Source organism: Streptomyces stoeckheimensis (assembly GCF_045822005.1).
Classification (GTDB): domain Bacteria; phylum Actinomycetota; class Actinomycetes; order Streptomycetales; family Streptomycetaceae; genus Streptomyces; species Streptomyces stoeckheimensis.
This window is the reverse complement of record NZ_CP169550.1, coordinates 5,746,432-5,761,161: the sequence shown is the minus strand read 5'-3', so window position 1 is coordinate 5,761,161 and position 14,730 is coordinate 5,746,432. Positions and strand designations below refer to the sequence as shown.

13 protein-coding genes, 1 tRNA gene and 1 pseudogene are annotated in these 14,730 nt (G+C 73.9%); 10 read left to right on the top strand and 5 right to left on the bottom strand.

The window, feature by feature from the left end:
* Window positions 1-12: 12 nt before the first annotated feature.
* A complete protein-coding gene (locus ACE1OC_RS26140; protein WP_375948832.1) occupies window positions 13-429 on the bottom strand; it encodes a hypothetical protein in 417 nt (138 codons plus the stop codon).
* A 317-nt stretch (window positions 430-746) separates the two neighbouring features.
* Here ACE1OC_RS26140 and ACE1OC_RS26135 point away from each other — a divergent pair, with 317 nt between their 5' ends.
* On the top strand, window positions 747-2,096 hold the full coding sequence (locus tag ACE1OC_RS26135) for a tetratricopeptide repeat protein (protein ID WP_407839057.1): 1,350 nt from the start codon (window positions 747-749) through the stop codon (window positions 2,094-2,096).
* A gap of 127 nt (window positions 2,097-2,223) precedes the next feature.
* Here ACE1OC_RS26135 and ACE1OC_RS26130 read toward each other — a convergent pair whose 3' ends face one another.
* Entirely contained in the window at window positions 2,224-2,820 is a 597-nt protein-coding gene (locus tag ACE1OC_RS26130; RefSeq protein ID WP_407839056.1) for a histidine phosphatase family protein, read from the bottom strand.
* A gap of 120 nt (window positions 2,821-2,940) precedes the next feature.
* Between ACE1OC_RS26130 and ACE1OC_RS26125 the strand changes: the two genes are divergently transcribed.
* Genes ACE1OC_RS26125 through ACE1OC_RS26110 form a run of 4 tightly spaced genes read left to right on the top strand, consistent with a single transcriptional unit; the run spans window position 2,941 to window position 8,063 of the window.
* Window positions 2,941-3,948, top strand: coding sequence for a phosphatase PAP2 family protein (locus ACE1OC_RS26125; RefSeq protein ID WP_407839055.1), 1,008 nt, complete (start codon window positions 2,941-2,943; stop codon window positions 3,946-3,948).
* Window positions 3,929-5,140 (top strand): hypothetical protein, encoded by a 1,212-nt coding sequence (locus ACE1OC_RS26120; protein WP_407841684.1) that lies wholly within the window; start codon window positions 3,929-3,931, stop codon window positions 5,138-5,140. The genes ACE1OC_RS26125 and ACE1OC_RS26120 overlap by 20 nt, the downstream gene beginning before the upstream one ends.
* Window positions 5,128-6,723: a hypothetical protein gene (locus ACE1OC_RS26115; RefSeq protein WP_407839054.1), complete on the top strand. Its 1,596-nt coding sequence runs from the start codon at window positions 5,128-5,130 to the stop codon at window positions 6,721-6,723. The genes ACE1OC_RS26120 and ACE1OC_RS26115 overlap by 13 nt, the downstream gene beginning before the upstream one ends.
* Window positions 6,720-8,063 carry an AAA domain-containing protein gene (locus ACE1OC_RS26110; protein ID WP_407839053.1) on the top strand — a complete coding sequence of 448 codons (1,344 nt, stop codon included), beginning with the start codon at window positions 6,720-6,722 and terminating at the stop codon, window positions 8,061-8,063. The genes ACE1OC_RS26115 and ACE1OC_RS26110 overlap by 4 nt, the downstream gene beginning before the upstream one ends.
* Window positions 8,064-8,069: 6 nt before the next feature.
* Here the strand turns inward: ACE1OC_RS26110 and ACE1OC_RS26105 are convergent, their stop codons facing one another.
* On the bottom strand, window positions 8,070-8,564 hold the full coding sequence (locus ACE1OC_RS26105; RefSeq protein ID WP_407839052.1) for a MarR family winged helix-turn-helix transcriptional regulator: 495 nt from the start codon (window positions 8,562-8,564) through the stop codon (window positions 8,070-8,072).
* Between the two features lie 115 nt (window positions 8,565-8,679).
* Between ACE1OC_RS26105 and ACE1OC_RS26100 the strand changes: the two genes are divergently transcribed.
* The gene (locus tag ACE1OC_RS26100; protein ID WP_407839051.1) at window positions 8,680-9,243 is read left to right on the top strand and encodes an NADPH-dependent FMN reductase; all 564 of its coding nucleotides are present in this window, start codon (window positions 8,680-8,682) and stop codon (window positions 9,241-9,243) included.
* Here the strand turns inward: ACE1OC_RS26100 and ACE1OC_RS26095 are convergent.
* A complete protein-coding gene (locus tag ACE1OC_RS26095) occupies window positions 9,233-10,495 on the bottom strand; it encodes a M20 metallopeptidase family protein (RefSeq protein ID WP_407839050.1) in 1,263 nt (420 codons plus the stop codon). The genes ACE1OC_RS26100 and ACE1OC_RS26095 overlap by 11 nt on opposite strands.
* Window positions 10,496-10,609: 114 nt before the next feature.
* Here ACE1OC_RS26095 and ACE1OC_RS26090 point away from each other — a divergent pair, with 114 nt between their 5' ends.
* The 4 genes and pseudogenes from ACE1OC_RS26090 (at window position 10,610) to ACE1OC_RS26075 (ending at window position 13,046) form a co-directional block, all read left to right on the top strand.
* Window positions 10,610-10,957 carry a hypothetical protein gene (locus ACE1OC_RS26090; protein WP_250741240.1) on the top strand — a complete coding sequence of 116 codons (348 nt, stop codon included), beginning with the start codon at window positions 10,610-10,612 and terminating at the stop codon, window positions 10,955-10,957.
* A gap of 122 nt (window positions 10,958-11,079) precedes the next feature.
* Window positions 11,080-11,662: pseudogene (locus ACE1OC_RS26085) on the top strand (bifunctional DNA primase/polymerase).
* Window positions 11,653-11,726, top strand: a tRNA-Lys gene (locus tag ACE1OC_RS26080). Before ACE1OC_RS26085 ends, ACE1OC_RS26080 begins: the two are co-directional and overlap by 10 nt.
* A gap of 174 nt (window positions 11,727-11,900) precedes the next feature.
* On the top strand, window positions 11,901-13,046 hold the full coding sequence (locus ACE1OC_RS26075; RefSeq protein ID WP_407839049.1) for an alpha/beta hydrolase family protein: 1,146 nt from the start codon (window positions 11,901-11,903) through the stop codon (window positions 13,044-13,046).
* Window positions 13,047-13,112: 66 nt separating this feature from the next.
* Here ACE1OC_RS26075 and ACE1OC_RS26070 read toward each other — a convergent pair whose 3' ends face one another.
* Window positions 13,113-14,312 carry a M6 family metalloprotease domain-containing protein gene (locus ACE1OC_RS26070; RefSeq protein ID WP_407839048.1) on the bottom strand — a complete coding sequence of 400 codons (1,200 nt, stop codon included), beginning with the start codon at window positions 14,310-14,312 and terminating at the stop codon, window positions 13,113-13,115.
* Window positions 14,313-14,730 lie beyond the last annotated feature (418 nt).

The following is a 14,730-nucleotide window of genomic DNA, read 5'->3' as shown; positions in this document are numbered from 1 at the left end:
GCCCGACAGGTCCTAGCGGCAGTTGTCGGCGGCCTCGATCAGCCGGGCCGCCTCGCCGAGCGCCGCCCGCAGCACCTCCGGGTCGGTGACCGGCCCGACGGCCTCCGGCGGCAGCAGCCAGCCGGTGTCGCCCGCGGTGGGCGAGCTGTCGCCGAAGCGCATGCCGCGCCCGTTGGTGTGCGTACAGGCGCTGCCCGGGAGGTCCCAGGCGTCGGCGGTGCCGGGCGGGACGAGGAAGCCGAGGGTGCTGCCGGAGCCGTCGTGCAGCACCGGGCCGACGCCGCACGCGTGGCTGGCCTGGCCGGCGGCCCGCTGGATGATGTCGACGGCCTCCAGCCCCTGCCGGGTGGGCACGGTGACCAGGTCCGGGGCGCCCATGAGGAGGGCCGCTCCCGGCTCGGGCGCGGTGTTCACATCCGTACTCTCCATGCCGCCCTCCACCAAGGGAACCCCTCCTCGATCCGCGTACGAGCATCGCGGGAGCGGTCGCGGAAGCCTGCGGGCTTCCTCCCACTCCGCACGGGTTCAACGCACGGGAGCGTCAACAGGTGCGGCGGCAAGACGCTGCAAAGGATGGCAGTTCATGGCGGATCGCGGGTGAGATATCCGTTTTGTAGCCAAACACCGCGTCAACCCTCCGTCCCTGGCGGTACGTTCGTGCCCGCCGGGCAGCGCGTCACACAGGCACCACCGCTTCACCGCACAGGCACCGGCAGCGCAATCACTTGCCCAGAGAGGCCACGTCCATGGCGGCGTCCCCCCACTCACCCAACACCCCCTTCCGGCGGCTGCGCGGCCAGCATTCCCCGGCCGAGTTCGCCGCGATGGTGCGCAGGGCGGCGAAGGAAATCGGAGAAACGGTTTCCTGCGACGCCCGTTACATCGGCCGGGTCGAGTCCGGCGAGATCCGCTGCCCCAACTACGCCTACGAGCGGGTCTTCCTCCACATGTTCCCCGGCCGCACCCTGGCCGACCTGGGGTTCTCTCCGCGCGAGACGGTACGGGGCCGGCTGGCGCAGCGCGAACAGGCCGCCCCCCTCTCCGCCTTCGCCCCACGCCCCCACCCCACCGGCTGCCCCGCCCCTTCGCGTTCCAAGGAGAGCGACGTGTTGCGTCGCGCGTTCATGGCGGGGGGCTCCGCGACCGTGGCGGCCGCGACCCTCAGCCTCACCCTGCTCGGCGACACCCGCCGGCTCCCCTCCCGCGCCGGCGAGTCCGAGGCGGCCGCCGTCGAGGACGCCGTACGCCAGATCCGGCTGCTGGACGACCGGCACGGCGCCGACGCCCTGTACCGGCGGGCCGCGGAACCCCTGCGCACCGCCTACGCGTTGCTCGACGCGGGGGCGACCCGGCAGTCCACCGAGGACCGGCTGCACGCGGGCGCGGGCGAGCTGGCCATCTCGGTGGGCTGGCTCGCGCACGACTCGGGCCGGTTCGACGACGCCCGCTCGCACTACGCGGAGGCGCTGGCCACGGCCCGGGTCTCCGGGGACGCCGGCCTGGAGGCGCACGCCTTCAGCAACATGGCGTTCCTCGCCCGGGACTGCGGGCGCCCCCGCGAATCGGTACGGGCGGCCCAGGCGGGCCGCCGCGCCGCCCGTTCGCTCGGTTCCCCGCGACTCCTGTCGCTGCTCGCGCTGCGGGAGGCCGGCGGCTGGGCGGGACTGTCCGACCGCAAGGCCTGCGAGGAGGCGCTGACCCGGGCGCACACGGAGTTCTCGCGCGGCGAGGCGGGCGCGGATCCGGAGTGGATGTCCTTCTTCGGCGAGGCCGAGCTGGAGTCCCTGGAGTCCCGCTGCTGGGCCGCGCTCGGCGAGCACGCCCGGGCCGCCCGGCACGCCCGCCGGGCGGCGGACCTCCAGGACCCGCACTTCGCGCGCAACGTCGCCCTCTACACCGCGGAGCTGGCCGACAACCTGGCCCACGCGGGCGCCCCCGACGAGGCCGCGTGGGCGGGCGGCCGGGTGCTGGAGCTGCTGGACGAGGTCCAGTCGACCCGGATCCAGTCGATGCTGGCGGCGACGGCCCGCACGCTGGTTCCGCACCAGCGCTCCCCGCGCGTGGGCTCGTTCCTCGCCCGACACGCGTCGGCCTGACCCCTGCGGGGGGGGCTCTGGCAGCCGGAGTGCGCTGCGCGCGAGGCACCTGGGGCTCCGCCCCAGACCCCGCTCCTCAAACGCCGGAGGGGCTGGATTTGGCCGACGCCTGATGAGCACGCGCCGGTTATGCGTCCAGGTGCCCCGTGTCGTTCCAGCGTTCCAGCGCGGGGGCGCCGTACGCCCACCCCAGGACCGACAGGGAGGTGGGCTCCAGGCGGATGCGGGCGCCGAAGGAGGCGTCGAAGCCGAGCCAGCGGGCGGCCAGGGTGCGCAGGATGTGGCCGTGGGCGAAGACGAGGACGTCTCGTTCGGCCGAGCGGGCCCAGGTGACGACCTCGTCGGCGCGGGCCGAGACGTCCGCGACGGACTCGCCGCCCGGGACCCCGTCCCGCCAGATCAGCCAGCCGGGCCGGATCGCCTGGATCTCGGCCGGGGTCATGCCCTCGTAGTCGCCGTAGTCCCACTCCATCAGCGCGTCCCACGGCTCCGCCTGCATGCCGAAGCCGGCCAGGTCGCAGCTCTCGCTGGCCCGCACCAGGGGGCTGGTGCGCACCTCCAGCCCGCGCAGGCTCGCCCACGGGTCACGGGCGAGGCGCTCGCCGAGCAGCTTGGCACCGCGCTTCCCCTCCTCCAGCAGGGGCACGTCCGTGCGTCCGGTGTGCTTGCCGAGCTGGGACCACGCCGTCTGGCCGTGGCGGGCCAAGAGGATGCGGGGGGCCATATGAGTTCTCCTGGTCGAGGGGACGAGTTCGCACTGCTTTGCGGGGGTTCCGTCGCCGCTCCATCATCCATCAGGTGAACGCCACGCAACCCTTGCGTCTTCACGCACGTCATACGCCGTATGACTAATAGGCGGCAGCCTCCGCGATGGTGGGCCGAACTGCTGCTCCTGGGACTCGTCTACGCGGCGTACTCGGGTGGCAGACTCCTCGCCCGGGGCGACGTCGGGCTGGCGGTGGACCACGGGCTCGCGATCCTGCGCATGGAGGAGCTCCTGGCCCTCGACCTGGAGCGGCCGCTCAACCGGCTCTTCACCGGGCAGGCGGTGCTCGGCATACCCGCCGACTTCGTCTACGCCTCGCTGCACTACCTCGTCACCCCCGCGGTGTTGGTCTGGCTCTACCGGCGCCGCCCCCAGCAGTATCGTTTCGCCCGCACCTGGCTGATGGTCTCCACCCTCCTCGGGCTCATCGGCTTCGCCCTGGTGCCCACCTGTCCGCCCCGGCTGCTCGACGCCTCGTACGGGTTCACCGACACGATGGCCCACTACAGCGCCTACGGCTGGTGGGGCGGGGAGGCCAGCGCACCGCGCGGGCTCGGCTCCTTCACCAACCAGTTCGCCGCCATGCCCAGCCTGCACGTGGGCTGGGCACTGTGGTGCGGGGTCGTGCTGTGGAGCTGCGCGCGTCGGCCGCTGGTCCGGGCGTTGGGCGCCGCGTACCCCGCCGTCACCACCGTCGTGGTCATGGGCACGGCCAACCACTACTTCCTCGACGCCGTCGCAGGTGCCGCCGTGATGGGGGCCGGCTACCTCGCGGCCCGCGCCCTGCCCGCCGGGATCACCGGGACCGCCCGGGCCGCCGGGGCCGGACTCCCCGCGTCCGGCGGGTCCGCCGAGCCCGCCCCGCACACCACCCGAACAGCCGGTTTCCGCGGTAAGTCCACGATTGTCAGTGGCGGATGGGAGACTTCCGCGGGTGAGCTCCTACCCGTCCAGCGGTCAGCCGTCGCAGACCCCGCCGCGGTCCCCCGGACCGGCGGCGCAGCCGGCGGCCCGGCAGCCCGCGCAGACCGCGCAGCCGACGAATCCCCCGAGTCCCCCGAAGACGCTGCGGCAACGGCTCGCTGACCTGCGCGGCCCCGCCGTCGCACCGCGCCCGCTCGACGCCCGCGCGCTGGCGGCCCTCGCCGCCAACCCGGGATGCGGCAGACGGGCCCTGCTCGACGGCGCCGGCGTGGACAAGACGGTCCTCGCGGCGGCCCTCGGCTCCCCCGCGGCCTTCGGTCAGTCGCAGTTCGCCATAGTGCGCGGCAACTCCTTCGAGGCCAAGGTCAAGGGCGACGGCGGGGCCGAGCTCCTGCGGCTGGTGTACGAGCACCTCGGCGCAGGGTTCGATGACGCGGGGCCCGGCGGCGCGGCCGGCCCGCCCGGACCGGACGCCCTCACCCCCGACCTGACCGCCGCGGGCCCCCAGGGCCGCGCCGCCCGCACCGCGCTCGCGCTGCGCGAGGCGACCGCCGCCGGGGCCTGGACCCTGCTGGACCACCCCATGCTCGCGCTGGAGGTGGCCGGCTCCCCCGCCTACCTGGAGCCGGACGCGGTCGTCGTGCACCCCGACGGGCGCTGGACCGTGGTGGAGATCAAGTCGTTCCCGATGATCGACGGAGCCGCCGACGCCGCGAAGGTGGGCGCCGCCGCCCGGCAGGCCGCCGTCTACGTGCTGGCCCTGGAGACGACCGCCGCGAAGGTGGCCGGCGCCGAGGTCGGGCACACCGTGCTGCTCGTCTGCCCCAAGGACTTCTCGAACCTGCCCACCGCGGCCCCCGTCGACATCCGCCGCGAGCGCTCGGTGACCCGGCGCCAGCTGGAGCGGCTCACCCGGGTCGAGGAGCTGGCCGGGGCCCTGCCCGAAGGCCTCACCTTCGATCCGGCGTGCTCCGCCGAGGAGCTGACCGAGGCCGTGTCGGCCGTGTCCGCCGCCTACGCCCCCGAGTGCCTGGCCGCCTGCGAGCTGGCCTTCCACTGCCGGGAGCGGGCGCGCGGGGCCGACGAGGTGACCGCGCTCGGCCGCTCCGTACGGGGTGAGCTGGGCGGGCTGACCACGGTCGAGGCCGCCCTCGCGGCGGCCGCGGGCCACGGAGCGCCCGGCAGCACCGGCCCCGACGGCACCGGCCCCGGCCCCGCTTCCGACGTTGCCCTCGACGTGGCCTTCGACGATCCCACCGCGGCCGCGCTGCGGTACGCCGCCCGGTTGCGCGCCGAGGCGCTGGAGCAAGCCCCCGCCCGCATCCGCCCGAAGGCCGTCGCATGTCCCTGCTGAACACCCTGGCCCGGCTGGAGGCCGTCCGCGCCGGGCGGGCCCAGCCGCTGGCGACCGTACGGCACCGGCATCTCGGTGAGCAGCCGCTGGTCTTCGTACCGCTGACGACGGCGGGCGAGGCCGGGGCCCCGCTGGGCGCGATGTTCGGCACCGACCCGCAGGACCCCCGGATCCTGGTCGTGCCGCAGCCGCGCGACCGGGACATGCGGTGGGAGTTCCTGGCCGAGCTCGCCCGGAACCTGATGCCGTACATCGACGGGTTCGCGGACGCCGTCGAGCCGGTGGAGCGCACCGAGACCGACCCGGAGACGGGCAAGCGGGTCAAGGTGGAGGCCGAGCTCTGCCTGGACGCTCCGCAGCTGATCGTGCCGAGCCGCGCGGGCATCGAGTACGTACGGCTGCTGGGGCGGTCCATGCGGTTCCGGCGGACCGCCGAGGAGGACCCCGAGAACCCGTATCCGGTCCCCACGCAGGTGCCCCTGCTGGGCCGCTGGTTCACCCACTTCGCCGAGCGTTCCCGGGTACCGGGGTCCTCGCTGCTGATGTCGGCGACGGACCTGCTCTCCCGGCACTGGGCCACCGGCCAGAGCAACCTGGAGGACCAGCACCTGCAGGCTCTGCTGGCGTGGATCGACCCGGCGGAGGGGACCTCCGGCGCCGAGCAGGCGCTGCGTGCCGAACTCGGCCGGGACGAGCACGGCCAGTTGCTGCTCCCCCCGGCCGGTCCGGCCACCGATCCGGCCTTCGACAACAAGCTGCTGGCTCCGGCGATCGCGAAGTTCGACGCGGCGCGCATGGCCGAGCCCGGGGACGGCGACGGTCCGCGGTTCGCCGAGCGGGCGGTCCGGCGGCTGGTCGTGGACCAGATGCAGAGCACCTGGTGGGCCGTGTGGCACGCGCTGGACCTGATGCGCGAACTACCGGCGGGCGAGCGGGCCGAGGACCGCTGGACCGGCGACCGCTGGTCGTACACCGGCCACCGGGACCGGGTCCGGGCGGGCGAGGGCCCGCAGCCGCGCCGCGACGACGCGGTGACGGCCGCGCGCAAGCTCGCGGCGCGGGAGACCGAGCAGGTGCGGCTCGACGCCCAGGAGGCGCTCGACGACCTGCTGGTGATGGCGGGCCGGCGGCTCTCGGGCGAGGCCTTCGCCGGCGAGGTCACCGAAGTGGTCATGGAGTGGACGGAGTCGAAGCGGCCGAGCCCGCGCCCGCTGGTGTGGGTGGCCACGGAGGACCGGCCGCAGCTCACCGAGGACGACGGCGGCGGCGCGGGTCCCAAGGTGTACCGCTCGCTGGACGGGCGCCCGCAGAGCGCGCAGTTCGTGCGGTGGGAGGAGGACGGCCGGCTCGTGCTGCGCGTCCTCGACAAGATGGGCCGCGGCAAGGACCCGGAGCCGGGCTCGGTGCCGGAGAAGGGCGACCGGGTGTGCTGGACGCTCTTCGAGCACGATGCGCGCGGCGGCCCGAAGCTGCCGGATCCCGAGCAGACTCCGTGGACCCATGGCGGTCCGCCCGCGCACCTGACCGGCGACGCTCCCGTGCTGCCGCTGCCCGACCCCGTGACCGCCGAGGACCTCCTGTGAGCACCGCGAGCACCGCTTTCGATCCGGGCGCGGCCGCCGGCCGGGCCACCGACGCCATCCTGCGCGACACCCTGCACGGCGGGGCCCGGGGCGTGGTCGTCGACTCCCCGCCCGGGGCCGGGAAGTCCACCCTGGTGGTGCGGGCGGCCCGGGACCTGGCGGCGGCCGGGCGCCGGCTGATGGTGGTCGCCCAGACCAACGCGCAGGTCGACGACCTGGTGCTGCGGCTGCACGCGAAGGATCCGGAGCTGAAGGTGGGCCGGCTGCACAGCAGCGAGGGCGACGCCTACGATCCGGCGCTGCGCGATCTGGACTCGGTGGTCCTCTCCGCGAAGCCGGGGGACCTCGCGGGGCTGCCGGTGACGATCTCGACGGCGGCCAAGTGGGCGTGGGTCAAGGACGTGGAGCCCTGGGAGCACGCCATCGTGGACGAGGCGTACCAGATGCGTTCGGACGCGCTGCTGGCCGTGGCCGGGCTGTTCGACCGGGCGCTGTTCGTGGGCGACCCGGGGCAGCTCGATCCCTTCAGCGTGGTCGGGGCCGAGCAGTGGGCGGGCCTGTCCTACGATCCTTCGGCGTCGGCGGTGTCCACCCTGCTGGCGCACAACCCGGACCTGCCGCAGCACCGGCTGCCGGTGTCCTGGCGGCTGCCGGCTTCGGCCGCGCCGCTGGTCTCCCGCGCGTTCTACCCGTACACGCAGTTCCGCAGCGGTACGGGTCCGGGCGAGCGGCGGCTGTCGTACGGGGTCGCGGGCGACGGCTCGGGCCCCGACCGGGTACTGGACGAGGCCGCCGAGTCGGGGTGGGGGCTGCTGGAGCTGCCGGCCCGGCACACCCCGCGCACCGACCCGGAGGCGGTGCGGGCGGTGGCCCTGGTCGTGCGCCGGGCGCTGGACCGGGGCACGGTGACGGTGGACGAGCACGCGGGCGGCCCGTCCCCGCTGACGGCGGACCGGATCGCGGTGGGCACCGCGCACCGGGACCAGGCGGCGGCGGTCCGGGCGGCGCTGTGCGCGCTCGGGGTCACGGGGGTCACCGTGGACACGGCCAACCGGCTCCAGGGCCGCGAGTACGACCTCACGGTGGTCCTGCACCCCTTGTCGGGCCGCCCGGACGCGACCGCCTTCCACCTGGAGACGGGCCGGCTGTGCGTCCTGGCCTCCCGGCACCGGCACGCCTGCGTGGTGGTGGCCCGGGCGGGGATAGCGGAGCTCCTGGACGCCCACCCGTCCTCGGAACCGGTGCAGCTGGGCGTGACGATGAAGTTCCCGGACGGCTGGGAGGCCAATCATTCGGTGCTGGCCCACCTGGCGGAACACCGGGTGGTCTGGCGGCCGTAGCCGGGCTCAGCGGGTCTTGCGCTCCACGCCGAGGCGGGTGCGGAGCAGTTCGCCCACCTCGGCGAAGGTGCGCAGCTGTTCCGGGGTCAGGATGTCGATCAGGTGGCGGCGCACCGATTCCACGTGGAGCGGGGCGGCCGTCATGATCGTGGTGACGCCCTGCTCGGTGAGCACCACTTCGGCGCCGCGCCCGTCGTCGGCGACCTCTTCGCGGCGGACGATGCCCCGCTGCTCCATGCGGGTGAGCTGGTGGGAGAGCCTGCTGCGGGACCACTGCATGAGGACGGCGAGGGCGCTGATGCGCATGCGGTGGCCGTCGGTGGAGCCGAGGACGGACAGGACGTCGTAGTCGGCTTCGGAGAGCCCGCTGTCCTGGGTCAGATCGCGTGCGATATCGGCGTTGACCAGCGGAAACATCCGCCGCCAGGCGTACCAGGCCTGCTGTTCTGGCTCACTGAGCCAGCGCGGCGCACTCTCGTTCCCCGTCTCGTTCTCGGCCATGGTCGGAGTCTAGACCGGTACGTGACACGTCAACTACCTAGTTGACACGTCACCCACTCTCCCGCTCTCATAGGTGACACGTCAACAACATCACCCCGGCCGCGAGGAGCCCCACGTGAACCCGAACCCGGTCCGCCTGCACGTCATCTCCGCCTCCGTCCGCCCCGCCTCCGCCGCGCGCCCCTTGGCCCACTGGGCCGCCACCCAGGCGCGGGCGCGCTTCGAGGTCACCCCCGTCGACCTCGCCGAGATCGCCCTGCCCTTCCTGGACGAGCCCGAATACGCCTCGACCGGCATCTACGCCCACGCCCACACCCGTGCGTGGAGCGCCCTGGTCGACTCCGCCGACGCCTTCCTCTTCGTCCTGCCGATGTACAACGGCGGCTTCACCGCCCCCTTCAAGAACGCCATCGACTTCCTCTACCGCGAATGGCAGGGCAAGCCCGCCGGCCTGCTCTCCTACAGCGCGGGCGGCTCCGGCGGCGCCCCGGCCGGCCGGATGCTGCGGCCGGTGCTGGAGTCCGTCGGCATGGTGCCGGCCGAGGCCTCGGCGGCCGTCCCGGGCATCACGGGGCTGGTCACAGCCGACGGGTTCCGGGCCCCGGAGGGCCTCGCGGGCGAGCTGGCGGCCGTACTGGAGGAGCTCGCCGCCCTGGCGAGGACGCCGGTCAGCGCGTGACGAGCGACCCGGCCAGGTGGTCGTACGCGGCGTGCGCGTGCAGCCGTACGCCCGTGATCAGGGTGGCGTCGTCGGCGTAGAAGCCCGGGTGGTGATTGCCCACCAGGCCCCGGCCGCCGGAGACGGGCACCGGCTCGCCGCCCGCCGGGTCCAGGGCGGTGTCCTGGACGCCGAGCATCACGTACAGCCCGCCGAAGCGGGTGATGAGCTCGGAGACGTCGTCGTAGCCGAGCGTGCCGCCGACCTCCACCACCCGTTCCGCGCCCGCGACCCGGCGCAGGGTGGGCAGCGCGGCCTCGACCCAGGCCGCGTCGTTGCGCACGGCGGGCACGTCCTGGAGCAGCTCGACGGCCGCGGAGGCCCCGTAGGCCTCGGCCGTGTGTTCGGCCAGCGCGGTCAGCCGGCGCTTGACCTCGGGCATGTCCCGCTCCTCGGCGCAGCGGATCGTGCCCCACAGGGTGACGGTTTCACCGATGACGTTGTACCGGCCGACGTCCTCGATGTGGCCGATGGAGACCGTGACCGGGGAGAACGCCGACACCTGCCGGTAGAGCTGGCCGATCCCCGTCAGCAGCGCCCCGACGGCGGGCATCGGGTCGACGCCGTACCAGGGCGAGGAGGCATGGGCCTGCCGGCCGGTGACGGTGACGCGGACCAGGCAGGAGGCCCCGTACATCGGGCCGGACTTGTAGCCCACCCAGCCCTTGGGGTGCGGGGTGACGTGCATGCCGAAGGCCATCGTGGGGACGGGGTCAGCGAAGGCCCCCTCGGCCACCATCAGGCGCGCCCCGCCCTCCTCGTCCACCGGCGGGCCCTCCTCGGCGGGCTGGAACACGAACAGCACGGTTCCCGGCAGCCGCTCCCGCACCCGTACGTCGGCCAGTGCGCGCGCGGCTCCGAGGAGCATCGCGGTGTGGCAGTCGTGGCCGCAGGCGTGCGAGGCCTGCCCGGTGGCGGCGAAGTCCGCGCCGCACCGGTCGGGGACGGGCAGCGCGTCCATATCGGCCCGCAGCGCCGCCACCCGGTCCCCGGGCAGGCCGCCGCGCAGCACCCCGACCACCCCGTGCCCGGCGATGCCGGTCCGCACCTCGTCCAGTCCGAACCCGGCGAGCTCCCGCGCGACGAGCCGCGCGGTGGCGGCCTCGCGGTTCGGCAGCTCCGGATTCCGGTGGAGGTGACGGCGCCAGCCGATCACCTGCTCGATGCCCTCGTCGCAGAGCTTGTCCAGCGTCTCGTGCACACCATCGGTCATACGCACGTTCTAGCCCATGCGCCGCGGCCCTCGGGCACCCTTGCGCGAAGCTGGACAATGGACGGTGGCCCGGAAGCTTTTCTCACGTTTCTCAACTCCAGCAGGAGGACACGCATGGCAGAGCCCGAGCGGACCGAGCGGAGGCTGCGGCCCGCGCAGTTGCTCTTCGAGCCGTCGGAGACCGTCACGGACCCGGAGCACTTCTTCGACCTCGAATCGATAGACGACCCGCGGGAACTGCTGGTCCGGGCGACGGAGCTGACCCTCGCCTTCCGCGCCGCCCAGGAGCGGGCGGTGGAGTTCCAGGCGGTGGCGGCGGCGCAGCTCGCGGACCCCCGGCGGTTCGACCGGCTGTCGGCGGCGGCGATCGCGGAGCAGGCGGAGTGGACCGAGGACTACGCCCGCAAGATGATCGAGTTCGGCGAGTCCCTGCTGCGCGGCACCGCTCCCGAGGGCGCCTGAGGGCGCGCCCGGCCGCGACCACTGGCATATGCGGGGCGCAACATACCCCAATCCCACCCGGCCTGTCCCGGTTTCCCGTAACTCCCGGAGATCGGCCCGCTACCGCGGGTAGACCTGGACGCATGACGACGCTGACCAGCTGCCCCGCGCTCGACCCGCGGCCGACGACCGCCTCCGCGACCCACGTCACCCCGGCCGGCGCCGCCTGGCTGGCCTCGGCCTCCGCCCAGCCCGGCGGCACGCTGACCGCCTGGCAGGCCCGGCCCACCGCGCCCGCCGTGCTGCCCTGCGGGACCGCCTTCGACGTCGTCAACGTCCCCCTCGTCCTCGGCCGCCGGATGCTCGACCTGCTCTGGGCCGAAGGTCCCGGCTCCGGGCCGGCCGCCGTGCACCGCGGGCGGACCCTGCTCTTCGCCGCCCCCGGCACGGCCCACCGGCTCCCGGCCCTGCTGGCCTGGGAGGAGTGGAGCACCCCCGTCCCCGCACCGCTCTGCCACGGCCCCGGCGACGCCGTGACCGTGCCCCCGCTGGCCGCGGACGGCGGGCCCTCGCGCTGGCTCGTGGCGCCCGATACGCGGCTGCCCTGGCTGCCCGGACCCGAGGCGCTGCTGTGGGCGTTCGTCCGTGCCACCCGAGCTGCGGGTATCGATTTTTCCGATCGCCGCCCGGGGTGCTAATGTCTCTCTCGTCACCAAGCGCCGCTAGCTCAGTTGGTTAGAGCAGCTGACTCTTAATCAGCGGGTCCGGGGTTCGAGTCCCTGGCGGCGCACAGACGGAGAAAGGCCCCCACTCACGTGGGGGCCTTTTTCGTCGTGTCGCGCGCGATCGTGCCGCTGCGCGGACGGGCGGACCGGCACGCCCCCACTCCTAGGCAGATTGGTCCAGACCTTCTAGGGTGAGCGTTCGTCAAGTCCTTCCGCACGCAGTCGCCTTGGGGTGGTTGATGGTCACGCGCCGGTCCCTCCTGATTCTCGCCGGATCGAGCGCGGGGGCGGTCGCCCTGCCCGCCGTGCCCGCGCGGGCCGCCGGGCACGGCGGGCAGGTCATCGACCTGCCCGCCCCCACCTCCCGGAGGCCGGTGGGCACCATCGACCTGCACCTGGTCGACCACGACCGCGACGACCCCCTCGCGCCGGACCGCAGGCCGCGCGAACTCATGGTCCAGCTCTGGTACCCCGCGCTCACCACCACCGGCTTCCGCCGGGCCCCGTACACCACGGGCCGCGTCGCCGCCGCCCTCGAGACGGGCCTGCCGCTCAAGGCGGGCACCCTGGGCGCCGTACGTCCGCACGCCCGGACCGGTGCACCGGCCGTGCCGGGCGCGCTGCCGCTGGTGCTGCTCGGGCACGGGCGCAAGGGCGGCCGCAGCAATTGCACCGCCCTGGCCGAGGAACTCGCCTCGTACGGGTACCTGGTCGCGGGCATCGACCACACCTACGACGCCGCGGTGGTGGAGTTCCCGGACGGCCGGGCCGTCCACAGCGTGCTGCCCGAGGAGTCCGACGACTGGGACCGCCAGGAGCGCCTCGAAATAGCCGCGCGCGTCGGCGACCTGCGGTTCGTCGCCACGACCCTGACCCGTCGGCGGCGGTCGCCCTGCGCGGACCCCCGCCGGATCGGCGTCGTCGGACATTCCATGGGCGGGGCCGCCGCCGCCGAGCTGCTCCGGGTGGACGACCGCTTCGCCGTCGGGGTCGGCCTCGACGGCGCCCTGTTCGGCTCCTCGGTGGCCGACCTCGGGCTGGACCGTCCCTACCTGCTGCTCACCGCACTGGAGGACCACGACACCTGGCGGCGCTGGCGCGAGCACCAGCGCGGCTGGGGCCGCCAGCTGCGGGCGCGCGGCACCGGCCACCTCACCTACACCGATCTGCCGCACTTCGCCGTACCGGGCGGCCTGGCGGAGGCCTGGCCGACGGACCTGTACGCCGAACTGCTCGGGACCCTGGACCCGGCCCGCTCGACCGAACTGATCCGGACGTACACCCGGCTGTGCCTCGACCGGTTCCTCAAGGGCCGGCCGTCGCCCCTGCTGAACGCTCCCTCCCCGCGCCACCCGGAGATCGACTTCCGCTGGACCCGCGGCTGACGGCGACGGCCGCACCGACGCCCGCCACCGATACCGCCGCCGCTCCTGCTCCTGCTCCTGCTCCTGCTACCGCTCCCGCGTGATCTTCACCGTGTACGCGCCCGACTGCGTGCGGTCCGCCACCTCCACGGTGATCCGCTCCTCCGGGATGGTGAACGTCTCCCCCACCTCCAGGGGGGCGTCCGCCAGCGGCGGGTACACCGACCGGTCCCAGCAGGCCTCGGTGTCGGGGTGCGCGTCCACGACCTCGATCGGCCCGCCGCCCGAGGCCGCCTCGTTGCGGACCCGGTAGATGAGGACCCCCTCGGTGCAGGTGTCCCCGTCGTTGCCGGCGGAGCCCCGCGCCTCGACCGCGATCGCGCTGCCGGGTCCCGTACGGACCACCGCGAGCCGGGTGCCGCCCGTACCGCCCGGCCGCGGGGCCTCGGACAGCGGCTGGAGGGTGTGCAGGGAGGAGCCGGATCCCACGCAGTCCACCTGGGAGGCGTCCAGCCAGCCGAGCTTCCACTTCTGCCAGGCGAAGAGGTCCGGGGCCATGCCGAACTGGCTCCCCATGACGTCCCAGTCCCCCACGTAGGTGTCCCAGTCGCCCTTGCCGTCCGAGGGGCGGTGGTAGAGGTCCGGCAGGTCGAAGACGTGCCCGGTCTCGTGGGCCAGCACGTTGCGGTCCGGCGGGTGCTTCTCGAAGACCGTGACGATGCGGCGCAGGTCGGCGCCGTCCGCCCGGATCGGCTGCTCGAAGTTGACGACCTTGGTGGCATCGGAGTCGACGCCGGGCGCGTCCGGGTCGGCGACGAAGTAGACGACGTCGTACCGGCCGAAGTCCACCGACGGGTCGGCGCCGGCCACCGCGTCGCGCAGGTAGGCGGCCCGGTCCGCCGGGGCCCAGTCGCGCCGTATCCCGTAGGCGACGGACGGCTTCGGCATCTGGATCCACTGCTTCTGCGGGTGCGGTACCAGCCGGAAGCGGCCGTAGGAGGCTCGCTCGAAGAACTCGCTGGTCGCCGGGAAGTAGTCGGCGGTGAGCTCGTCGGTGGTCAGGGTGGTGCGGTGGTCGGGGAAGGAGAGGAAGACCATGACCGCGTTGAGGGTGCGCTCGGGCTTGGGGTAGGCGCCGTTCCAGGTGTCCAGGCCCAGGGAGTGGTGGGCCGCGGTACGGGTCAGCGCGCAGGGTCCGGCTCCGGGAGCGGCGACCGCGGGTCCCGCGACGAGCGACATGGCGGCGAGCGCCGTCAGGGAAGTGAGCGCCGCCGCCGTGGTTCGCATGCGGGAGCGGTCCACTCCCCCGGGTGTCTGCTGTCGCGGCACATCGACCTCCGGTGGTGGATTAGTACCTCTTCATCCACCTTGGGGCGATTGTCTTACTAATGCCCTGTTCCGCTGCCCCACACGAGTGAGCACTAGGGCAAGCCGGTGACGCCGGGTTTCGCACATGCGCCTACGGAAAGTCACGACCGATCAGGTCGGGTCAGTGGTGGGCGTCGGATGCTCACAGCCGTGCGGAAACGATCATTCGCCGCCAGGTCGACGATCCGTCATCACGCCGAACTCCCGCGTCCCACACGGCGTCGCCGCTGGATAGGGCCGTCCGTGAGCCTCTATGATCGGCACACTTTCCTGCACGGACACTCACACGCACTGCGGGAGCCAACGGTGAGCGGAACCCCAGATGGAACCGGTTCGG

Bases quoted from the DNA above. Each gene is read 5' to 3' on its own strand.
- ACE1OC_RS26090 (WP_250741240.1), top strand. From the start codon at position 10,610: ATGGCAGAGCCCGAGCGGACCGAGCGGAGGCTGCGGCCCGCGCAGTTG.
- ACE1OC_RS26140 (WP_375948832.1), bottom strand. From the start codon at position 429: ATGGAGAGTACGGATGTGAACACCGCGCCCGAGCCGGGAGCGGCCCTC.
- ACE1OC_RS26125 (WP_407839055.1), top strand. From the start codon at position 2,941: ATGACTAATAGGCGGCAGCCTCCGCGATGGTGGGCCGAACTGCTGCTC.
- ACE1OC_RS26095 (WP_407839050.1), bottom strand. From the start codon at position 10,495: ATGACCGATGGTGTGCACGAGACGCTGGACAAGCTCTGCGACGAGGGC.
- ACE1OC_RS26070 (WP_407839048.1), bottom strand. From the start codon at position 14,312: ATGCGAACCACGGCGGCGGCGCTCACTTCCCTGACGGCGCTCGCCGCC.
- ACE1OC_RS26075 (WP_407839049.1), top strand. From the start codon at position 11,901: ATGGTCACGCGCCGGTCCCTCCTGATTCTCGCCGGATCGAGCGCGGGG.
- ACE1OC_RS26130 (WP_407839056.1), bottom strand. From the start codon at position 2,820: ATGGCCCCCCGCATCCTCTTGGCCCGCCACGGCCAGACGGCGTGGTCC.
- ACE1OC_RS26105 (WP_407839052.1), bottom strand. From the start codon at position 8,564: ATGGCCGAGAACGAGACGGGGAACGAGAGTGCGCCGCGCTGGCTCAGT.
- ACE1OC_RS26115 (WP_407839054.1), top strand. From the start codon at position 5,128: ATGTCCCTGCTGAACACCCTGGCCCGGCTGGAGGCCGTCCGCGCCGGG.
- ACE1OC_RS26135 (WP_407839057.1), top strand. From the start codon at position 747: ATGGCGGCGTCCCCCCACTCACCCAACACCCCCTTCCGGCGGCTGCGC.